Here is a 19,129-nt window from a genome sequence, read left to right on the forward strand (position 1 = left end):
GTGGTATTCCGTTGAGACGATATCGAGCGTAATCCGGCGCGTTAGAACAGCCCCGGCATTTTCATCCCGCCCGTCAGGGCCTTCATATCCTGCTCCATCAAGTCCTTCGCCTTCCGGAGCGCATCGTTAGACGCGGCCAGCACAAGGTCCTGGAGCATTTCCACATCGCCGCTCTTGCCGACTTCGGGATCGATGGCCACGCTCACAATCTGCATGGCGCCATTGGCCGTCACGGTGACGCTGCCGCCGCCCGCCGTGCCGGTCGCGATCTTAGTCGCGGCCTGTTCTTGGATCTTGGCCATCTGATCTTGCATCGCTTTTGCTTGCTTCAAAATGTTCGACATATCGCCAAAGGGATTTTTCATTCGCCGGTCTCCTTCTGTGCCACGGTGCGTACCGCCGCGAGATCTGCACCGAAAATGTCCAAGGCCTGTTTTGCGACCGGAGTCGCTCGTGCCCGCTCAAACAACACCATGCGCTGTTCCTGTTCCTTGGCCGCCCGTACCTGGGCCATCGTAAGTCCCGGGGGATCCGATGCGGACAGCTCGATCACCCGGATGCGAATAGGCTGCCCGACTTGCCGCTCGCAGAGCGTCGACAAGGCACGGAGATTATCTTCCTTTTCCATCATGGATCGAGCTAGTGTCGCCTGTTTCGCAAAGCCGATCGTGACCTGCCCTCCTTCCAGAGCGACAAACCGGCCGGCCTCTAAAAACGGAGCGAAATTCGGGAACGAGGCCGCAACTTCTTCCTGCACCAGCTCCCATTTGAGCGCGGGCTGTTCCGGTGAATTAGTAGGGACGGAGGCATCGACCGCCGCCGCTTGCGTCCTATTTGGTGGTGTCGGAGGCGCCATGGCCTTGTCCGGCTTGGGCGTGAGAGGCGATGTGGCCTGCACCGTTTGAGTTGCCATAACCGGCTTCGATGCAACCGACGTTGCCGGGCGTGCAGAGGCAGATGACGGGCCGGTGCGCGGGGGCTGTGGTGCTGATCCAACTAGCGGGGCAGGGCGAGTCATGGCGACAGTCGTGCCGGATGCAGGTTTCGCTGTTGGCGGTATGGCCGACGATGTGGTGCTTGGTTTTTGTGCCAACGGCGAAGTCGCCGCCTGGGATGGAGCTTCCGTGCGCTTCTCCTGCTGCCGGACAAGTCTGGTGGCGCGTACCGCCGCCGCTTCCAGCACGAACCGCGGATGAGCACTGTAGCGCAAGGAATCTTCAGCCTGCGAAAAGATCGTCAGGAGCTCTTGAAGTTGTTCCGGCGTCAGCTTCTTGGCCTCCAGGGCCAATTGGTGAATGTCTTCTTCCGTGGCTTCGATTAGGCCGCGCAATTCAGGGCCGGCAGAGACGACTGAGGCGACCAGGAGGTTGCGGAGATGCTCCACCACATCGGAGCAAAAGGCCTTCAGGTCATGGCCCTGATCGAGCAGGTTGGCGAGTATTGCCAGCGCGGCCGGGCTGTCTTGCGAGAGAATTGCGGCGCTCATGCCCTGCACCAGTTCTTGCGGCACGGCGCCGAGCAGCACTTCCAGATCGGCGTGGGCGATCGTCTTCCCGCCGAACGCGACGGCCTGATCGAGCAGGCTCAACCCGTCGCGCATACTGCCTTCGCTCGCGCGCGCGAGCGCGGTGAAACTGCGGTCTTCGATGGTCATGCCGTCTTGTGTGGCGACGTGGCGGAGGCGGTCGATAATCTCCTGGCGCGCAATCCGCCGGAAATTGTAATGCTGGCAGCGGGACATAATGGTGGCCGGAATCTTGTGGATTTCCGTCGTCGCGAAGATGAACACCACATGGGAGGGCGGCTCTTCCAGCGTCTTTAATAGCGCGTTGAAGGCCGAATTCGAGAGCATGTGGACTTCGTCGATGATGTAGACGCGGTAGTGCCCGCGAAAGGGCGAGAACTTCACGTTCTCGCGAATCTCCCGCACGTCGTCGACGCTGGTATTGGAGGCGCCGTCGATCTCCATCACATCGACGGAGGTGCCTTGGGTGATTTCGACGCAGTTGACGCAGGTATTGCAGGGATGGCCGGTCGGTCCCTGTTCGCAGTTCAGTGCTTTCGCCAGAATACGGGCGACCGTCGTCTTGCCCACCCCGCGGGTGCCGGAAAACAGATAGGCATGCGCGATGCGTTTCGTATCGACCGCGTTCATCAAGGTCTGAACCACGTGCGACTGGCCCACGACATCGTCGAATGTGCCGGGCCGGTATTTGCGGGCGGAGACTTGATAATCCATAAAAACCGTGATCCGTGATGAGTGACGCGTGACGAGTATGGGTTATAGCGGGCTAGGACGTTCCTCAGGAAGTAGTGTTCTCGTCACTCTTCACCCGTCACTTGTCACATTCCTCAAAAAAGCGGGGCCAGGTGATCCTGCGGCACACAAAACTGACCGCTTACCGTTGCTTCCTTCCGGACCTGGCGGGGTTCACAGGGTTCTGTTGCACAGGGCCCGGCCCCTTAAGCCCGTGATCAGTGAAAAGTGACTGGTGACAGGGGGACGACCATTCGATTCAAACGTTCCGAGTCTGACTACTCGTCACGCGTCACCCATCACGTGTCAATGGTATGGCGGAGAGGGTGGGTATTCGAAGTCGCGTCGAGGTGCTTCGCACGCGCTCCTACGAGATGGCCAGCCCCCTCGTACACTCCCCACGCGGGGGACGCATCCCCCACGATCCCCCTGTTCGACTCCCACCCCGCCCTATTTCTTCGTCACGTCTATATCCCCGGTGAACGTTCGGGAGTTCGCGCACCGGTTTGCTGTATGGCGGAGAGGGTGGGATTCGAACCCACGGTCCCATTGCTGAGACGCATGCTTTCCAAGCATGTCGATTCGACCACTCTCGCACCTCTCCGCGCCCATACGAGAGGCGGGATTGTAGCACTGCGGTCCGGTACGCGGCAAGGCGAGACCCGTCACCGCTGGCGCACTCGGTTGATCGATACCAGCACGCCAGTACAGCCCAAGCTATAGTCAGTTTCTCGCCGAAGACCCGCCGGAGTTTGACGCAAGCGATTCAAGTCTGTAAGCCTACCTATCAATAGCCGGATGGAAGTAGACGGTTTTTGACTGTACCCTCGGGGAGTACCCGGCGATTGAGAGTAAATGCAAACGTAGTGCGCAGAGCAAAACAAATAGGCAGGTTCATATGCAGATGGCTACTTCGCAACTTGTGATCTATGGACTAATGTCTTGCGCTACTGGAGTTTTAGTTCTGATGCATTGGAAAAGCTTTATCCGGAGCATCATTGATGCGGATAATTTGAGACGGAGCAAGCTAGAAATGGATCCTAAACCAGAGAAAGCCTATTGGGTAATAGGCGGGGCGATTGTGAAAATCGTAGCGGCAACGTCTCTTCTGGCTGGGGCACTTATGATTCTCTCGGCAGTCAGTGGTATCGAATGGCCAATACAATATTGAAGACGATGGTGAGGCAAACTGGGTCAGCAGTGAACTATGGGGGTCAGTTCTTGATCTTGCACTCCCGATGGCCAATCAGTAGGGAGAGGGTGCAAACTCAAGAACTGACCCCGGATTTGCAAACTCAAGAACTGCATGGGAGAAAGGCTTGCCAATGAGTATAGCCCTTATTTCAACCATTCTCTTCTCGGCAACACTGATGAACGTCAATGCGGAGGATCTGCCGTACTATGACCCTCCTTCTCCCTGGATACCATCCTACTCCTATGCCTTTAAGGGGGCGAGTTCCATCCTGCGTGAACAGGGAGAAAAGTTATTGCTGATGAACGCAGAAACTCCAGTCTATAGGGCGGATCATGTGATCGCTCTCATGAGTATGGATTACGACAGCGTTCGAGAGGAACTTCGGAAGTTGGTGCTCACTCGATGGGGGATTCTCGAGGAGCATGACAGTGAAAAAAGTCCCATTCCTGAGCCACCCGCAGATTTTGACAGGGGCTACACAGGGTGGTGGCCCATGTTAGGCAAAGGACTGGGGTACGTTGCAGACCGCAGTTCGCACTTGCAAGCACGTGAATATCAGCTAGTCAGCCAGCCATACAATCTGGTGCCCTCTATCAACGGCCATTCTCAATCCCTCATTCGTGTCAGTGATGGGACAGGCCTTTTGGGAACGGACGTGACAATCTTACAGCTCATGCGCAGCGATCGCTCTCGTGAGTGGGCTCGATCAAGTTTCCATGGAGTGATTCCTCTGCCATACAAGGAAGAACGCAGGTCTGTGGGAGTTGTGACGAGTACAGAGATTGCCTTCGTTGAAAGCCTGAAGGAGCGCTTCCCTAGAATTGCGATTCGGTATTTTGTGAAAAATGGTCTGCAGTATGATCCCGATCAGGGCAAGTTATTTCGGCTTCAGTTGGAAGACGCAATTCATCAAATTAAAGAATAGCGGGAAGAGAGATGGGGCCCGTTCTTGACTGTGCACTCAGACAGATACACGAGGATGGTGCGGTCCAGTGAAGCGCGAATGAGTCCAACTCGGTGATGAAAGACCTGTGATGAAGCAGATGGCGTTCTCAAAAGTGCTGACGATCGTGGCCTGTGTGCTGATGCTGTGTGCGTTGATGCCGACGCTAGCGGTGGCCGATCAGGCGCAGTACATCTATGACGACTTGGGCCGTCTGTCGCAAGTGATCGACGGGCAGGGGAATGTCGCGACGTATACGTACGACGCCGTCGGGAATCTGCTGTCGATTACGCGCAACACCGGCGGCGTCGGCGCGCCGACGATCACGGGTCTGACGCCGAACACTGGCAACGCGGGCGCGTCGGTCACGGTCTCGCTCACCGGCACCAATCTGACCGGCGCGGCTTTGGCGACGGACAATCCCGGCATCCTTGTCTGCAACGTGCTCACAACTCCGACCTCCCTCACCGCCACCTTCCAGATTTCCTTTGCCGCCCGCACCGGCGCCGAGACTATGCCTATTCAAATGACGAGGAAGGAACCTTCTTCATCGGCGGAGAATCGGAGTAAGTCCTCGTAATGCCGACGCAAGAGAGTCTCGATTACCCCGGTTGAAGCATTTCCGCATCGCAGCCAGACTATTTTAGGCGGCGCGCCGAAGAGGAAGCTCCGCTGGTGGAAGTCGGCATCTTTCGTCACCACTGTGTACCCATGTTCTGCGGCATAGCGCCACACCGCGTCATCCGACGCGTCGCCTAGACCAACATTGCGTACATGTTGAGAGTCGGGATATTCGACTTGTAGGGCTTTGACGAGGCGGAAGGAGAGATTCTGATCAAAGAGCAGCTTCACGATCGTGGGAGCGAGACGAGCTTGCGCTCACGGTCGGCGGCAAATTCAAGGCACGCGCGGATGTCATCGCGGGTGAGATCGGGAAAGTCTTGAAGGATATCCGCCTCGCTCATGCCGGATGCGAGGTACTCTAATACGTCGTACACGGTGATTCGAAGGCCTCTGATGCAAGGCTTACCCCCGCGCTTATTCGGATCAATGGTGATGCGGTCTTGGTACGACATGCATAGAAGCCTAGCTTAGGGGCAGGGAAAGATCAAGAAAGGGAGAAACAAACGGGGCTGACGTTGGGGTTGCCCCGACCTCCCTCACTGCCACGTTTCAGATTTCCTTCGCCGCCCGCACCGGCGCCACAGCTTCGTAGCGAGCACGTCTTTCACCCTCGCATTTGACCCTCTAGGGGGTGTTTCCTATACTGCAGGTTGGAATTGGAGGTGCAGGATGAAAATCATGATCGGTATCGGTGTGGTGATCGCGGTGCTGGTCGGGGTGGCACTGCTCCTCCCGTTCATCGTCGATCTGAACAAATATCAAGAGCAGTATCGTCCGCTGATCGAAGAGGCGTTGAATCGCAAGGTGACTCTTCAGGATATTCGGTTGACGATTTGGCCCAGGCTGGGCGCGCGGGTGGCGGGATTCACGGTCATCGAGGATCCGGCCTTCGGGACCGGTCCGTTTGCCTCTCTGACCTCGGTCGATGTCGGAGTCAAGCTGATGCCCTTGTTGAGCGGCCAGGTCGAGGTCGAGGAGATTACGCTGCGCGAACCCGTGATCACGGTCATCAAGAATAAGAACGGAGTGTTGAATGCCGCGACCTTGGGGCGCAAGGGAGTGGCTGCGTCGGAGGCGCCGTCGCGCGCACCGGTGCCGTCTCCGGATGGGCCGCTGAAAATTCTCGCGCTTCTGGCGGTGGATCGGGTGTCTCTGGTCGGTGGAAAGGTCACGTACCGCGATTTCTCCCAGGCGAAGCCGGTCGAATATGTACTCCAAGACATGGAGTTTCTGTTGCAGTCCGTTCATCTGGGCAGCAGCCCGAGTCTCCATCTGGGGCTGACGGTTCATCCTATAAATCTCCCGGTTTCGCTCGATGGCACGTTCGGCCCGCTCAAGGAGACGGCGGACCTGGATGTGATCAATCTGCAATTGGCACTGGGGAAAACGAATTTCGCGATTGCCGGAAAGACCGCAGGGCAGCATATGACTCTGACGGTGACGGCGCCGGCCATCAATACTGCCAACTTGCCGATGACGTTGCCGCTCAAGAAGCCGGTCGAGGTGAAAGACTTCAAGATCGCGGCGGAGGTGAAGGGGCAGGATATGCGTCTGTCCGATCTCTCTTTTCAGCTTTTTGAGGGGAAGGTCGTTGCGCAGGGCGGGCTCACGTCAGGGGCTGTGGCTCCTCCATTCAACGGGAAGCTGACCCTCAATGGACTGCAGCTGGGCCCCGCGATTGATGCAGTCGCCGAGACACCGGTTTCGATCAGTGGAACAGCCGGGGCGGATCTTTCCGTGAAGGGTCAGGGTTTTGCCATGCCGGACCTGACAAGGGCGCTGGACGGCGCCGGCCATGTTGCGGTGAAAGACGGCAAGATCGACGGAGTGAATCTTCTTCAGGAAGCCGTGGCGATTTTGAAGGTCGCCGGCGTTTCTGTTGGGGACGCCAAGGCCACGGCGTTCTCGACCATCGAGACGGACCTTGCGATCAGACAGGGCGTCGTGATGTTGCAAAATCTCTTGATGGATAGTCACGATTTTCAAGCGACCGGCGGCGGGACGATCGGATTTGATCACGCCCTCAACATGACGGTGAATCTGCGCCTGTCGGAGGCTTTGAGTCAGCAAGTGGCCGGATCTTCCCCGGTTGCGCGACTGGCGGTAAAGGAGGGTCGTCTGACGTTGCCGCTCCTGATTGGCGGTACGCTCGAAGCGCCATCCTACGGGCTCGATATGAAGGGATTGACGGGAAAAGTGCAGGAGCAGATCAAACAGAAAGCGGAAGAAGCCATCGGCGGCTTGCTCAAAGGCACGACCAAGCCGAAAGATCTGGAGCAGGAAGGGAAGCAGTTACTGAAGGGATTGTTCGGTCGTTAAGGAAGGGACATATGCTCGCAATGGATACCCTCACGCAATACGCGGTGAAGTACGGCCTGCAGGCGCTCGTGGCCATCGGCATTTTTGCCGCCGGTTCGCTGGGCGCGCGCTGGGCCGGGAACCTGATGCAGCAGGCGCTTGAGCGGCAGACACTGGAGCCGCCGGTGCGGATGCTGCTCGTCCGCATTGTCAAAATCATCGTCCTCTTGTTTACGGCCGTCATCGCGCTGGAAGCGCTCGGTGTGCCGATTGCGCCGCTGGTCGCAGGAATCGGTGTGGCCGGTGTGGGGATCGGTCTGGCGCTGCAAGGTGTCTTGAGCAATGTCATGGCGGGACTCTCGATCATCTTTACGAAGCCCTACAAGGTCGGAGAGCACATCTCACTGTTGGGCGTCCATGGCGATGTCGTAATGATCGATATTTTTTCCACCATCCTCATGCATCCCGATCACTCGCGGATCGTCATTCCGAACCGCAAAGTGGTCGGAGAAATTCTGCACAACTTCGGCACGATCCGGCAGCTGCATTTCACAGTGGATGTGTCCTATAAGACCGATTTGAACCAGGCGCTGGCGATTGTGCGGGAGATTGTGGAGAGCCACTCACATGTGCTCAAAGATCCGCAAGCGGCGATCGGTGTGAGCCGGCTGGGACAGCCAGCCATTACGATTGCTGTCGAGCCCTGGACTCAAGTCGTGCACTACGGATCGCTGCAGGGCGAACTCAGCAAGGCGATCGTGGAGCGGTTTCGCGGGGTGCAGATTGAATTCCCCTCGCCTCCGCAGCCTGTGCCTATCAGGTGAAATTCCCGGAAAGGCTTCCTGAAGAGTTGACAGTTCCTCGCAAGCAATGGTAGCTTGGCGCGCTTATTTTAGTGCGGACTGCACGACAATTATCCGTGTGCCCATTGTGGAAGTGATTGGACAAGGACCGTGATTAAGACGGCAGTTGCGCGACGTTACGCTAAAGCCCTCTTCGAGCTTCTTGATTCCTCCACCATCGAAGCGACGCGGGGTACTCTGAACGGCCTGGGACAGGCCATGCAGGACTCTGTCTCTCTCCGACACGTGGTGGCGTCCCCGGTGTTCGGCATGGACGAAAAGATTGCCGTGCTGACCGAACTGGGCGGCCGATTCGGTTGTCCTCCGGCCGGCAAGGCGTTCATCGGACAGCTCGTGAAAAAGAATCGCATCGGGTTTCTACCGGAAATCGCCGACGCCTTCGGGAAACTCGTCGATCAATCCAAGGGGACTCAGCAAGTGACCGTATCGAGTGCGGCTGCGTTACCCACGGCAGAACAAGACCGCATCAAAGCACGCCTTCGCGACACCCTGAAGCGAGACGTGGATATCACCTTTCAGACCGACGCCAGTCACCTCGCGGGCCTGCAGATTTCTATCGGCAGCACGGTCGTCGATAGTACCGTCCGAGGTCGCTTGCGCGCCATGCAGAGCCTGTTGACGAAGGAGTAGCCATGCAGATCAAGGCAGATGAAATCAGTGCGATCATTAAGGAAAAGATCAAGGGCTTCGACAAGCAAGTCGATGTCAAGGAGACCGGTTCGGTCATCCAGGTCGGCGACGGGATTGCCAAGGTCTACGGGCTCGATGGAGCCATGGCCGGAGAAATGCTGGAGTTCCCCGGCGGACTCTATGGCATCGCGCTGAACCTCGAAGAAGACAACGTCGGCGCCGTGTTGATGGGCGAAGACACCGCGATCAAGGAAGGCGATCCCGTCAAGCGCACGGGCCGCATCGCAGAAATCCCGGTCGGCGAAGCCCTGATCGGCCGCGTGGTCAACGCCATCGGCCAACCGATCGACGGCAAAGGACCGATCAAGTCAGAGCATTCGTCCCGTATCGAAGTCGTCGCGCCGGGTGTGAATACCCGTCAATCCGTCCGCGAGCCCCTGCAGACCGGCATCAAGGCGATCGACGCCATGATCCCGATCGGGCGTGGCCAGCGCGAGTTGATCATCGGCGACCGGCAGACCGGGAAGACCGCGATCGCGGTCGATACGATCATCAATCAAAAGGGCCTGGGCGTATTCTGCATTTATGTCGCGGTCGGCCAGAAGCGTTCGACCGTCGCCCGCGTCGTCAAGACACTCGAAGAAAACCACGCCATGGAATACAGCATCGTGGTCGCGGCGACCGCCAGCGATCCGGCGCCGATGCAGTTCCTGGCGCCGTTCGCCGGCGCGGCGATCGGAGAGTATTTCCGCGATAACGGCAAGCATGCGCTGATCGTGTACGACGATCTGTCAAAGCATGCGGTGGCCTATCGGCAATTGTCGTTGTTGCTCCGCAGACCGCCGGGACGCGAAGCCTATCCGGGCGACGTGTTCTATCTGCACTCACGCTTGCTGGAGCGGGCGGCCAAGTTGAGCGAAAAGCTCGGCGGAGGCAGTTTGACGGCTCTTCCGATCATTGAAACGCAAGCCGGCGACGTGTCGGCCTACATTCCGACCAACGTGATTTCAATCACCGACGGCCAGATCTATCTCGGCAGCGATTTGTTCTACTCAGGTATTCGACCGGCCATCAACGTCGGTTTGTCGGTCTCCCGCGTCGGCGGATCCGCGCAGATCAAGACGATGAAGCAGGTCGCCGGTACCTTGCGGCTCGATCTGGCGCAGTATCGCGAAATGGCGGCCTTCTCGCAGTTCGGCAGCGAACTCGACAAGGCGACGCAGATGCAGCTCGCGCGCGGCGTGCGCATGGTCGAGTTGCTCAAGCAGGGCCAGTACAAGCCGATGCCGGTGGCCGATCAGGTGCTCTCGATCCATGCCGGCGTCAACGGGTATCTCGACGATGTGCCCGTCGACAAGGTGCTGCAGTTCGAAGCGGACTATCTCCACTATGTGCAGCAGCATCATCCCGATTTGAAGAAGGAAATTGCCAGCATCGGCAAGATCGACGACAAGGTGGGAGCCCGGCTGAAAGAAATCATCACGACGTTCAAACAGAAGATGGGATACGGCGCGAAATAATCTTCGCTGAAGCGCCCGCGCGCTTTGCCGATAGCCAAGAAAAGTAGACGATGCCGAGTTTACAAAGTCTGCGCCGCAAGATTGCGGCCTTCAAAAATACGCAGAAGATTACCAAGGCCATGAAAATGGTGGCCGCGGCGAAGCTCAAGCGTTCGCAGGATCGAATCCTGGCGGCGCGTCCCTACGCATTGAAGATGCGCGGAGTCTTGAGCAACCTGAGCCAGCGGGTGAACCGTTCGGCCCATCCGCTCTTGCAGAAGCGCGAGGGGAAGAAGATTGAAGTGCTGGTGATCACCAGCGATCGCGGACTCTGCGGCGGCTTCAACGGTAACATTGCGCGCAAGACCGTCGAGTTCGTCCGTCAGTGCGAAGCCCGCGGGCTTCAGGTCAATCTCGGCATCGTCGGCCGCAAGGGGCGCGATTACTTCAGACGGCGGACCTGGCCGATCCGGCAGGAGTGGACCGGGGTCTTCGATAAGCTCAGCTTCGAGCACGCGCTCGATATCGGCGGCGATCTGACCGACAACTTTGTGAAGGGCACATTTGACGAGCTCTACGTCGTCTACAACGAATTTAAATCGGCCATCCAGCAGCGAGTGATTGTCGAGAAATTGTTCCCCATTGACGCGGCCACCGAGTTCGGCGCAGCTCAAGCCGAGGGGACGACCGGCGGCAGTTACCTGTACGAACCGGACGAAGCCGATTTGCTGAATGTGCTGGTGCCGAAGCATTTTCAAGTGCAGGCCTATCGTATTCTGTTGGAGTCGGCCGCGGCCGAACATGGCGCACGTATGGCCGCGATGGATGGCGCGACACGGAATGCCGGCCAGCTCATCAAGAAAGTCACGCTCTACTACAACAAGACCCGGCAGGCCGCGATTACGAAAGAACTCATGGATATCGTCGGCGGCGCAGAAGCGTTGCAATAGTCAGTTACGTTGAAGAAGGAGTCAGCCGTGAGCACAGGAAAAGTCGTTCAAGTCATCGGGCCCGTGGTGGACGTGGAGTTTCCTCCCGGCCAACTGCCGAACATCTACAACGCGCTGAAAGTGATCCAGGAAGAAAATAAGGCTGCCGGTAAGCCGGCTGTTCGGATCACGCTGGAAGTCGCCACGCACCTCGGTGAAAACCGGGTCCGCGGTATCGCCATGTCGACCACCGATGGTCTGACGCGCGGAATGGATGTCCATGACACCGGCGCGCCGATCTCTGTGCCCGTCGGCCGTGAGACGCTCGGCCGCCTCATCAATGTGCTCGGTGAACCGGTCGATGAAAAGGGTCCGATCAACGCCAAGAAGACCTATCCGATCCACCGACCCGCTCCGAAACTCGAAGATCAGGACACTAAGACTGAAGTGCTCGAGACCGGCATCAAGGTCGTCGATTTGCTGGAGCCGTACAGCAAGGGTGGAAAAGTCGGACTCTTCGGCGGCGCCGGTGTCGGCAAGACCGTCATTATCATGGAGCTGATCAACAACATCGCGCTGCATCACGGCGGTTTCTCTGTGTTTGCCGGCGTCGGTGAACGGACCCGTGAAGGTAACGACCTCTGGCACGAAATGCAGGAGTCGAAAGTCATCGATCCGGACGATTTCACCAAGTCCAAAGTCTCATTGATCTATGGCCAGATGAACGAGCCGCCCGGAGCCCGTCTTCGCGTGGCACTGACCGGTTTGGCCGTCGCGGAATTCTTCCGTGATGAAGAAAATCAGGACGTGCTCCTGTTCGTCGACAATATTTTCCGGTTCACCCAGGCCGGTTCAGAGGTGTCGGCCTTGCTCGGACGTATGCCGTCCGCCGTCGGCTATCAGCCCACCCTCTCGACCGAGATGGGACAGCTACAAGAACGTATTACCTCGACGAAGCGTGGATCGATCACCTCGGTGCAAGCCATCTACGTGCCTGCCGACGACTTGACCGACCCGGCGCCGGCGACGGCGTTCGCCCACTTGGACGCCACCACCGTGTTGTCCCGGCAGTTGGCGGAATTGGGTATTTATCCGGCGGTCGATCCGCTGGACTCCACCTCACGTATTCTCGATCCGCAAGTCATCGGGGAAGAGCACTACAAGGTCGCCCGCGGCGTCCAGTCCGTGCTCCAAAAGTATAAGGATCTGCAAGACATCATCGCGATTCTCGGTATGGACGAACTGTCCGAAGACGACAAGATGGCGGTGGCTCGTGCGCGGAAGATCCAGCGATTCCTGTCGCAGCCGTTCCATGTCGCCGAAGCGTTTACCGGATCGCCAGGCAAGTATGTGAAGCTGAAGGATACGGTGCGCAGCTTCAAGGAAATCCTCGAGGGGAAGTACGACCATCTCCCGGAGCAGGCGTTCTACATGGTGGGTCCGATCGAGGAAGCCGTGGCAAAGGCCGAAAAGATGGGTGTGAAGGTATAGGGCGGCGGGTGAATCGAGCGTCCTCCTTGCTCGCGCAACGCGCGGTCTCGGAAGACCCTCGTTGCATGCGCGCAGGGGAGGACGCATCGATCCTCCCGCCTTCTGAGTAGAGAGCGAGGAAACAGGAAGAGATGGCTGGAAAGATTTTATTAGAGGTGGTGACTCCGGAGAAGCAGCTGCTGAGTCAGCAGGTGGATGAAGTCATCGCGCCTGGCTCGGAAGGCGAATTCGGGGTGTTGCCAGGCCATTGTTACTTCCTATCCACGCTTCGGATCGGCGAGCTTCGATATCGTGTCGGCGATCAGACTCACCACATGGCGATTCTCTGGGGCTATGCCGAAGTCACTCCGACTAAGGTCACGGTCATGGCAGAGATCGCGGAGAAGGCCGAGGATATTGATGTCGGTCGCGCTCAAGCCGCGGTTGAGAAAGCCGAACAGCGGCTCAAGGCCGGCGGCCTTCCTTCGGAAGTCAAAGAAGCCGAAATCAGCCTTGAGAAAGCCCGTCTTCGTAAGAAGATCGCCGAACGCGCTCGCAAACCAAGCCACGCTTAGACCGCTCTCACCTTCTCGATTCATTTCTTCTCCAGACAGTCGAGGTTGACTCACGTTCACTTTCGCTGGCGTAGCATTTGTGATTCTCCGTTCACTATCCAAACATAACCGATAGGAATGGGTCTGGACGAATCGTGACCCGCGCGACCCCCTACCCACCTTTGTGTCACAGACAGGAGGTGGTTCGCATGGCATCCTTTGATTGAGGATGATTCATAACTAAGCTGAAGGGGGAACGGATATGGGAATCGCAACTCAAGGATTGACCGCAGTTATGTATGCGGATGTAGCCAAAGAGCTTCGTCGGTCAGAACGAGTGACCGTTTCTTGCCATCTGACCTATTCTGGATTCACCGAGAACCTGTTGATTGTAGGGGAAGGGACGGCTATCGATATATCTCAAGAAGGCGTCGGGATCGAAGGCAATCAGCCAGTGGAACTAGGAATGCGCCTAACGCTCTGTCTTGCCTTGCCTGACGATGAAGGGCCGCTCTTCATTGATGAGGTCCGCGTGGTGTGGATCAAAGGCAGCCGCTTTGGGGTGGAGTCAGTTCTCATCGATCCGCGGTCACGACTCCGACTCGATCACTTCTTACTCTCTAAGAAACTCAATGCGCCGGCAGGGCACGAACGAATCTGTCTCCGGTTGAAAATGTAGATGCCATCTTCATCCAAGACGGATCAGAGAATGGCAACGGCGTGCTCTTCAATGATCTCGATTCCAATCTGATCTCTGTCACTGCCAGGCTTGTGCTTGTGGATGAATGCGGAATGCGCCTGCTCCCTGGTAAAGAGAGATGGCGGTAGCCCAACCGGAAGGGGGTAGCCGATAGTGCGAAGTCCCCGAGGAAGAGAGTAAGCAATATCCTGATAGGCCACATTGATTTTCGTCAGAGGCTCCAGTAGCTTCTCTCTCATGCACACAGAATTCATCGTCACTGTCGGCGAGCAGCCTAAACGTCTGGATATCTTTCTCGCCAATCATCAACGAGATATTTCCCGATCCGCCTTGCAGCGCCTGATCGAACTTGGGCGCATTCGCATCAACGAGCAGGTCGTCAAGGTAAGCCAGAAGATCAAGCCGGGCGACAGAATTACCATGGATGTGCCGAAGCCCGAGCCGCTTGCACTTCAGGGAGAGGCGATCCCCCTGGAAGTCCTCTTTGAAGACGACAGTCTCCTGGTGCTCAACAAGCCGTCCGGCATTGTGGTTCACCCGGCGCCGGGGAATTGGACTGGGACTCTGGTCAATGCGCTGCTCCATCACTTTCAGACATCCGGAGGAACCGTCTCAGCGATCGGGGGAAAAGAACGCCCGGGACTCGTCCATCGCCTGGACAAGGAAACCTCCGGCGTCATGGTGATTGCCAAGACGGATCAAGCGCATCGACATCTCGCCGCACAGTTCAAGGAGCATACGATTACAAGGGTGTATGAGGCCTTGATCTGGGGCATTCCTAAAAAAGGCCACGGCCTTATCGAATTGGCGATCGGTCGGGACACCAAAGAGCGCAAAAAGATATCCACGAGAACCACCAGTCCACGGGAGTCTGCGACGGAATATCAGGTGGATCACCGGTATGGCAAAGTGGCATCTCATGTCCTCCTCTACCCTCGGACGGGGCGCACACATCAGCTCCGGGTCCACCTCACCTCCCTCGGTCACCCCATACTTGGGGATCCGACATACGGTGGCCGAAAGGTCTGCGCGATTGATGAGGTGGAGATTCCGCGTGTCATGCTCCATGCTCGAACACTCGGCTTCACGCACCCCACGACCGGGATGCGACAGGACTTTACTCGCCCGTTCCCATCCGATATGGAGACGGTGACCCAAGCGCTTCAACAGATACGAGCATCGAAGGTGAACAAAGAATCATGAGTGGTGATCTGCACCGGATGAACACCCACTCCTGAGAGGAGAATGGTATGCAAACTGCTGATATTCTTGATGCAATCGGCGCCCTCTCGGCTCAGCTGAAAGCCTATGCCGCGAAGTTGCCGCCCATTGTGCACCTATCGGCGGTGCCAACTGGTGTGAAGCCCAAGCTAGAGGCTGTGGAGGATTATGAAGAGAATGTCTCTCGCGTGCGCGGTCAGAGTACGGGTACGCCCTACAAAGGCTTGAACGAATCATTCGTGGCCTCATTGGAAGCCTTTGAGGTCGGGAATTTAATAGGAGCCGTACAGCCCTTACTCGCGGTGCTCGATCATGTGGAGCGTATGCAGCGGGATAAAGAAATCGAAGTGGGCCGGATAGACGAAAAGCGGGTTGCAGAATACCGCGCCGCTCTCCACAAAATACTTCCTGGAAACAAACCTGAACTGGATGGCTCAGGACGAGGGTTATAGCTCCCGCCGGGCGCTGAAATGCTCAGAGCAAAACCAATCTGATTAGAGGGGCCTGGGTGACCGTGGAGGGAACGATGAAACGAGTCGCGGCCCCTCTTAGTGACCCATTTTCGGGCCCGCCGCATTGTCGCCTTCGCTGACAAGCCGAAAACGGACAGTAGAGCCGCAGTGGGGACATTTGGCCCTCACGGTTTCCACGTCGACGAGTTCAAACTCGCTCTGTTTGAGCCACATCAACTGGAAGCATTTGGGACAGCTACGGACTTGCGTTGACATCGGTTTCCTCGTACACTTCAAATTCAAAAGCAGTCGCTCAACAGGAGATACTCTAGTACACAATGCCCCCTACGCTCAAGACCACGGTAACATTTTCAGAGAAGAAGTCTCTCCAACCAGAACAATTATTGACCTTGTTTCAGCAGGCACCCTGGGCCAAGGGGCGGACGCTGAATGATGCCCGCGACATGCTTCGCCACACCGATGTAGCCTTGTGTGCCTGGGACGGCGATCACCTGGTTGGCTTTGGCCGCGTCCTCACGGATTTCGTCTATCGCGCAACCATCTGGGATGTGATCGTGGACGAAGCCTATCAGAAGCAGGGCATCGGAGCTGAAATCGTCCAACGGATTCTTCATCATCCGCGGTTGAAGAAAGTGGAGCTTTTCTGGCTCTGCACCCGCCGGCCGGGCTTCTACGAAAAGCTGGGATTCAGTTCGAAGGAACAGACCGGCATGGTCTGGAACCGCAACCAAAACGCTCGGATGGAATAACCCGCCAGCACGTCCTTCCGCTTCACCCAGTGATACTGTATCGTTGTCTCAGGATCGCGTTAGAACGCGCCACGGCAGGCTGACCGAACGGGTCGTTTGCAGAAAAGAAAAGGCAGGATGTCTGATTGTTCAAGACATCCTGCCTTGTATGATCTGCTGATGCTCTCGGCTTTTAGAAATACATCTTCACCCCGAAGAGGAACCCAAAGGACGAGGCGTTCCAGTCATCATTCCGCGCTCCATTCACTGGCGATGTGGTATGCCCGTCATTTCGTTTGTAGGCCATTTCCGCATTCAAAGCGAACTGCTTTGTGATCATGTAATCCGCTCCCCATCCCAATCGCCAGGCCAAGGTGTTGCTGGGACTAATTCTGGATCCAGAATTCCCACCAAAGCCATTCACATTCACGCCGAAGCTCATGTTGACATAAGGGCTCAGCGAGCCAAAGTTCACTGGCCGGAGCTCTACAGTTGGCAGCAGTGATACTGTGTCTTGATGTCCCAGGTCGCGCTGCGGACGATCTTGGTCGATCGCATGACGTTCCCACTCCAACATCATTCCGACGAGCAGCCATTTATTTAAGCTATACATGGCCTGAAAGTTCACCAACGAACCGACATCGGTAGAGGAATTCGCCGTCAGACTTTGTGTCAATGGGGCGAAGCCAGCGCGCATTCCGAGGACCCATTTCCCCGGCTCGATGCCACCGAAATTGTCTTTACTGTCTTGCGCGAAGACAGGGTTGCCTAAAAGAACGATCAGGCTGCATGACGCAAGCAACATACCGACCATGACCCGTCGACGAAACTTCATAGACATGTAGATTCTCCCTGAAACATTTGTGAGACAAATACGATAATCTAACCGACTAATTCGCAAATCCTATACCGAATTACCAACGGAAGAAGAAATGCGCAACTTATACTCAATTTACTTCACCGGCCACACCTTATCAGAATATTTCGGGGCAGGGGCCCCGCGTGACGCCTGTCGAGTGATTCCATAACAACACAGTCACTGTAGTCATGGGCCTTCACTTAGGGGAGCGTCGAATGGACATTCTTGAAGATCACAACTTGATATTGATGATCTTAGGCGGCCGGAGCCAAGGGCCGTTCACGTTTTGGGGAGAACAAGATTGCGAGAAAGAAGATAGAAGTGGCCAACAGTACAATGGCTGGACCGGATGGAATATCCCAGACTGCGGAAATCAGGACGCCGGAAACCGAGGTCGAGATGCCGATGAGAATGGAGTAGATCGTCAGGGTGCGCAGGCTGTGAGTGAGTTGGTAGGCCGTCGAAGCCGGAATCAGAATCATGGCAAATACCAGGATGGCCCCGACGGTTTTGAGCGAAATCACCACCGTAAGGGCGACCAACGTTAAGAGCAGGAAAAAGATCTTTCGAGCGGGGACGCCAGAGGCTTCCGCCATTTCCTGATCGAAGGCGATGAAGTACAGCTCTTTCGAAAAGAGGAGGATCAGGCCCAGCACCAGTATGCTGAGCCCCCCGATAGTCCGCAGCTCTTCACTCGTGACGGACAATACACTGCCAAATAGGTAGCCATAGACCTCTGCGTTGTAGGTTTTCATCAGTCCGATGAAGAGAATCGCCAGCGCCATGGTGGTGGTGTAGAGAATCCCAATCGACACATCCAGCTTCATTCGGCCTTTTTCTTCCACCCAGCCGGTAATCCAGACCGTGGCCAAGCCAAAAATAATCGCAAGGAGCAGTGGTGGCCAACCCATCAGGTAGCCGAGCGCTACTCCTGCAAACGCGGCATGGGCGGTTCCCGCCCCGACGAATGCGAGCCCGCGCAATACCACAAACACGCCGATAACCGAACAGAGCCCTCCCACCATCGCCGCCGCAAGGAGGGAACGCTGCATGAAATCATAGGTAAACAGTTCAAGCATAGAAAGCAGGCGGTTCAATGACGGTGATGATAGTCCTCAACGATCACGAGATCTTTCTCGGTAATCACCAGATCCTTTCCGTAGACCTGTCGGAGGATGTCGGGTTTCAGCACTTCGGCAGGGAGACCGGCGGCAAACAGGCGGGTCTTGAGCAGCACGAGCCGGTCAACGTGCGGGCGAATCATATTGATATCGTGTGTGATCAAGAGCACGGTCAAGCCTAGTTCCTTATGCAGATGGGCAACGAGTTCTATGACGTTGTGCTGGGTGGTGATATCAAGGCCGGTGGTCGGCTCATCAAGCAGAAGGACTTTCGGTTGCTGAGCCAGGGCCCGGGCAATGAATACCCGCTGTTGCTGGCCGCCGGACAGATGGCCGAGTGCTGAATCTCGATGCGCGTCCATACCCACGTGGGCGAGGGCATCGAGGGCAATGGCCTGGTCCTTCTTGGTCGTTCGTTTGAAGAGGCCCAAGGTGCCGTAGCGACCCATCATGACGGTTTCAAGGACGGTGACCGGAAAGTTCCGATCGACGACGCCCTTCTGAGGAAGGTAGCCGATCTGGGCTCGGTGGTGGCAACGTAGCTCGCCGCAGGCGCAATCAAATATACGCAAATGTCCGCTCAGTGGCGCCATGAGGCCCAACACCGCACGGCAGAGCGTAGTCTTGCCTGAGCCGTTGGGCCCGATGACGCCGACAAACTCTCCCATGCCGATGGAGAGCGAAATATCCTGGAGCGCAATGACTCCGGGAAAGCCAAAGGTCGCGTGGTCAAATTGGATAATCGGGTTGGATGATTCGGACACG

The 19,129-nt window shown here is 56.9% G+C and carries 19 protein-coding genes, 1 tRNA gene and 1 other RNA gene; 13 read left to right on the top strand and 8 right to left on the bottom strand.

The window, feature by feature from the left end; genetic code table 11:
• Nucleotides 1-41 precede the first annotated feature (41 nt).
• The 4 genes from Q8N04_19590 to Q8N04_19605 all read right to left on the bottom strand — a co-directional run bounded on the left by Q8N04_19590 (nt 42) and on the right by Q8N04_19605 (nt 2,861).
• On the bottom strand, nt 42-365 hold the full coding sequence (locus tag Q8N04_19590; protein MDP3092883.1) for a YbaB/EbfC family nucleoid-associated protein: 324 nt from the start codon (nt 363-365) through the stop codon (nt 42-44).
• Nucleotides 362-2,239 carry a DNA polymerase III subunit gamma/tau gene (gene dnaX / locus Q8N04_19595; protein MDP3092884.1) on the bottom strand — a complete coding sequence of 626 codons (1,878 nt, stop codon included), beginning with the start codon at nt 2,237-2,239 and terminating at the stop codon, nt 362-364. Before dnaX ends, Q8N04_19590 begins: the two co-directional genes overlap by 4 nt.
• Nucleotides 2,240-2,361: 122 nt before the next feature.
• Nucleotides 2,362-2,461: signal recognition particle sRNA small type (gene ffs, locus Q8N04_19600), an RNA gene on the bottom strand.
• Nucleotides 2,462-2,771: 310 nt separating this feature from the next.
• Nucleotides 2,772-2,861: transfer RNA gene (locus Q8N04_19605), tRNA-Ser, on the bottom strand.
• A 721-nt stretch (nt 2,862-3,582) separates the two neighbouring features.
• Here Q8N04_19605 and Q8N04_19610 point away from each other — a divergent pair.
• Nucleotides 3,583-4,377, top strand: a complete 795-nt coding sequence (locus tag Q8N04_19610) for a hypothetical protein (GenBank protein MDP3092885.1) — start codon at nt 3,583-3,585, stop codon at nt 4,375-4,377.
• Between the two features lie 109 nt (nt 4,378-4,486).
• Entirely contained in the window at nt 4,487-4,975 is a 489-nt protein-coding gene (locus Q8N04_19615) for an RHS repeat domain-containing protein (GenBank protein MDP3092886.1), read from the top strand.
• Between the two features lie 268 nt (nt 4,976-5,243).
• Here Q8N04_19615 and Q8N04_19620 read toward each other — a convergent pair whose 3' ends face one another.
• Entirely contained in the window at nt 5,244-5,471 is a 228-nt protein-coding gene (locus Q8N04_19620; GenBank protein ID MDP3092887.1) for a DUF433 domain-containing protein, read from the bottom strand.
• Nucleotides 5,472-5,688: 217 nt separating this feature from the next.
• Between Q8N04_19620 and Q8N04_19625 the strand changes: the two genes are divergently transcribed.
• From Q8N04_19625 to Q8N04_19675, 11 genes are all read left to right on the top strand, one after another.
• Nucleotides 5,689-7,338 carry an AsmA family protein gene (locus tag Q8N04_19625; protein MDP3092888.1) on the top strand — a complete coding sequence of 550 codons (1,650 nt, stop codon included), beginning with the start codon at nt 5,689-5,691 and terminating at the stop codon, nt 7,336-7,338.
• 11 nt (nt 7,339-7,349) lie between these two features.
• Nucleotides 7,350-8,141: a mechanosensitive ion channel family protein gene (locus Q8N04_19630; GenBank protein MDP3092889.1), complete on the top strand. Its 792-nt coding sequence runs from the start codon at nt 7,350-7,352 to the stop codon at nt 8,139-8,141.
• Between the two features lie 129 nt (nt 8,142-8,270).
• Nucleotides 8,271-8,810, top strand: coding sequence for an ATP synthase F1 subunit delta (gene atpH / locus Q8N04_19635; GenBank protein ID MDP3092890.1), 540 nt, complete (start codon nt 8,271-8,273; stop codon nt 8,808-8,810).
• 2 nt (nt 8,811-8,812) lie between these two features.
• Complete coding sequence (atpA, locus tag Q8N04_19640; GenBank protein MDP3092891.1) at nt 8,813-10,330, top strand: F0F1 ATP synthase subunit alpha; 1,518 nt, start codon at nt 8,813-8,815, stop codon at nt 10,328-10,330.
• Between the two features lie 50 nt (nt 10,331-10,380).
• Nucleotides 10,381-11,259: an ATP synthase F1 subunit gamma gene (atpG, locus tag Q8N04_19645; protein MDP3092892.1), complete on the top strand. Its 879-nt coding sequence runs from the start codon at nt 10,381-10,383 to the stop codon at nt 11,257-11,259.
• A gap of 27 nt (nt 11,260-11,286) precedes the next feature.
• Nucleotides 11,287-12,729, top strand: a complete 1,443-nt coding sequence (gene atpD / locus Q8N04_19650; GenBank protein ID MDP3092893.1) for a F0F1 ATP synthase subunit beta — start codon at nt 11,287-11,289, stop codon at nt 12,727-12,729.
• 131 nt (nt 12,730-12,860) lie between these two features.
• The gene (locus Q8N04_19655) at nt 12,861-13,283 is read left to right on the top strand and encodes a F0F1 ATP synthase subunit epsilon (protein MDP3092894.1); all 423 of its coding nucleotides are present in this window, start codon (nt 12,861-12,863) and stop codon (nt 13,281-13,283) included.
• A 241-nt stretch (nt 13,284-13,524) separates the two neighbouring features.
• Nucleotides 13,525-13,941 (top strand): PilZ domain-containing protein, encoded by a 417-nt coding sequence (locus tag Q8N04_19660; protein MDP3092895.1) that lies wholly within the window; start codon nt 13,525-13,527, stop codon nt 13,939-13,941.
• 258 nt (nt 13,942-14,199) lie between these two features.
• Nucleotides 14,200-15,165 carry an RluA family pseudouridine synthase gene (locus Q8N04_19665; protein MDP3092896.1) on the top strand — a complete coding sequence of 322 codons (966 nt, stop codon included), beginning with the start codon at nt 14,200-14,202 and terminating at the stop codon, nt 15,163-15,165.
• A 47-nt stretch (nt 15,166-15,212) separates the two neighbouring features.
• Entirely contained in the window at nt 15,213-15,635 is a 423-nt protein-coding gene (locus Q8N04_19670) for a hypothetical protein (GenBank protein ID MDP3092897.1), read from the top strand.
• 338 nt (nt 15,636-15,973) lie between these two features.
• The gene (locus Q8N04_19675; protein MDP3092898.1) at nt 15,974-16,405 is read left to right on the top strand and encodes a GNAT family N-acetyltransferase; all 432 of its coding nucleotides are present in this window, start codon (nt 15,974-15,976) and stop codon (nt 16,403-16,405) included.
• Nucleotides 16,406-16,577: 172 nt separating this feature from the next.
• Here the strand turns inward: Q8N04_19675 and Q8N04_19680 are convergent, their stop codons facing one another.
• From Q8N04_19680 to Q8N04_19690, 3 genes are all read right to left on the bottom strand, one after another.
• On the bottom strand, nt 16,578-17,219 hold the full coding sequence (locus tag Q8N04_19680; GenBank protein ID MDP3092899.1) for an outer membrane beta-barrel protein: 642 nt from the start codon (nt 17,217-17,219) through the stop codon (nt 16,578-16,580).
• Nucleotides 17,220-17,497: 278 nt separating this feature from the next.
• Nucleotides 17,498-18,322 (bottom strand): metal ABC transporter permease, encoded by an 825-nt coding sequence (locus tag Q8N04_19685; GenBank protein MDP3092900.1) that lies wholly within the window; start codon nt 18,320-18,322, stop codon nt 17,498-17,500.
• Between the two features lie 14 nt (nt 18,323-18,336).
• Nucleotides 18,337-19,128 carry a metal ABC transporter ATP-binding protein gene (locus Q8N04_19690; GenBank protein MDP3092901.1) on the bottom strand — a complete coding sequence of 264 codons (792 nt, stop codon included), beginning with the start codon at nt 19,126-19,128 and terminating at the stop codon, nt 18,337-18,339.
• Nucleotide 19,129 lies beyond the last annotated feature (1 nt).

This window comes from Nitrospira sp. (assembly GCA_030692565.1).
Lineage (GTDB): Bacteria > Nitrospirota > Nitrospiria > Nitrospirales > Nitrospiraceae > Nitrospira_D.

Coding starts and splice junctions, on each gene's coding strand:
- Q8N04_19590 (MDP3092883.1), bottom strand. CDS start 365: ATGAAAAATCCCTTTGGCGATATGTCGAACATTTTGAAGCAAGCAAAA.
- dnaX (MDP3092884.1), bottom strand. CDS start 2,239: ATGGATTATCAAGTCTCCGCCCGCAAATACCGGCCCGGCACATTCGAC.
- Q8N04_19610 (MDP3092885.1), top strand. CDS start 3,583: ATGAGTATAGCCCTTATTTCAACCATTCTCTTCTCGGCAACACTGATG.
- Q8N04_19615 (MDP3092886.1), top strand. CDS start 4,487: ATGAAGCAGATGGCGTTCTCAAAAGTGCTGACGATCGTGGCCTGTGTG.
- Q8N04_19620 (MDP3092887.1), bottom strand. CDS start 5,471: ATGTCGTACCAAGACCGCATCACCATTGATCCGAATAAGCGCGGGGGT.
- Q8N04_19625 (MDP3092888.1), top strand. CDS start 5,689: ATGAAAATCATGATCGGTATCGGTGTGGTGATCGCGGTGCTGGTCGGG.
- Q8N04_19630 (MDP3092889.1), top strand. CDS start 7,350: ATGCTCGCAATGGATACCCTCACGCAATACGCGGTGAAGTACGGCCTG.
- atpA (MDP3092891.1), top strand. CDS start 8,813: ATGCAGATCAAGGCAGATGAAATCAGTGCGATCATTAAGGAAAAGATC.
- atpG (MDP3092892.1), top strand. CDS start 10,381: ATGCCGAGTTTACAAAGTCTGCGCCGCAAGATTGCGGCCTTCAAAAAT.
- Q8N04_19655 (MDP3092894.1), top strand. CDS start 12,861: ATGGCTGGAAAGATTTTATTAGAGGTGGTGACTCCGGAGAAGCAGCTG.
- Q8N04_19660 (MDP3092895.1), top strand. CDS start 13,525: ATGGGAATCGCAACTCAAGGATTGACCGCAGTTATGTATGCGGATGTA.
- Q8N04_19665 (MDP3092896.1), top strand. CDS start 14,200: ATGCACACAGAATTCATCGTCACTGTCGGCGAGCAGCCTAAACGTCTG.
- Q8N04_19670 (MDP3092897.1), top strand. CDS start 15,213: ATGCAAACTGCTGATATTCTTGATGCAATCGGCGCCCTCTCGGCTCAG.
- Q8N04_19675 (MDP3092898.1), top strand. CDS start 15,974: ATGCCCCCTACGCTCAAGACCACGGTAACATTTTCAGAGAAGAAGTCT.
- Q8N04_19680 (MDP3092899.1), bottom strand. CDS start 17,219: ATGAAGTTTCGTCGACGGGTCATGGTCGGTATGTTGCTTGCGTCATGC.
- Q8N04_19685 (MDP3092900.1), bottom strand. CDS start 18,322: ATGCTTGAACTGTTTACCTATGATTTCATGCAGCGTTCCCTCCTTGCG.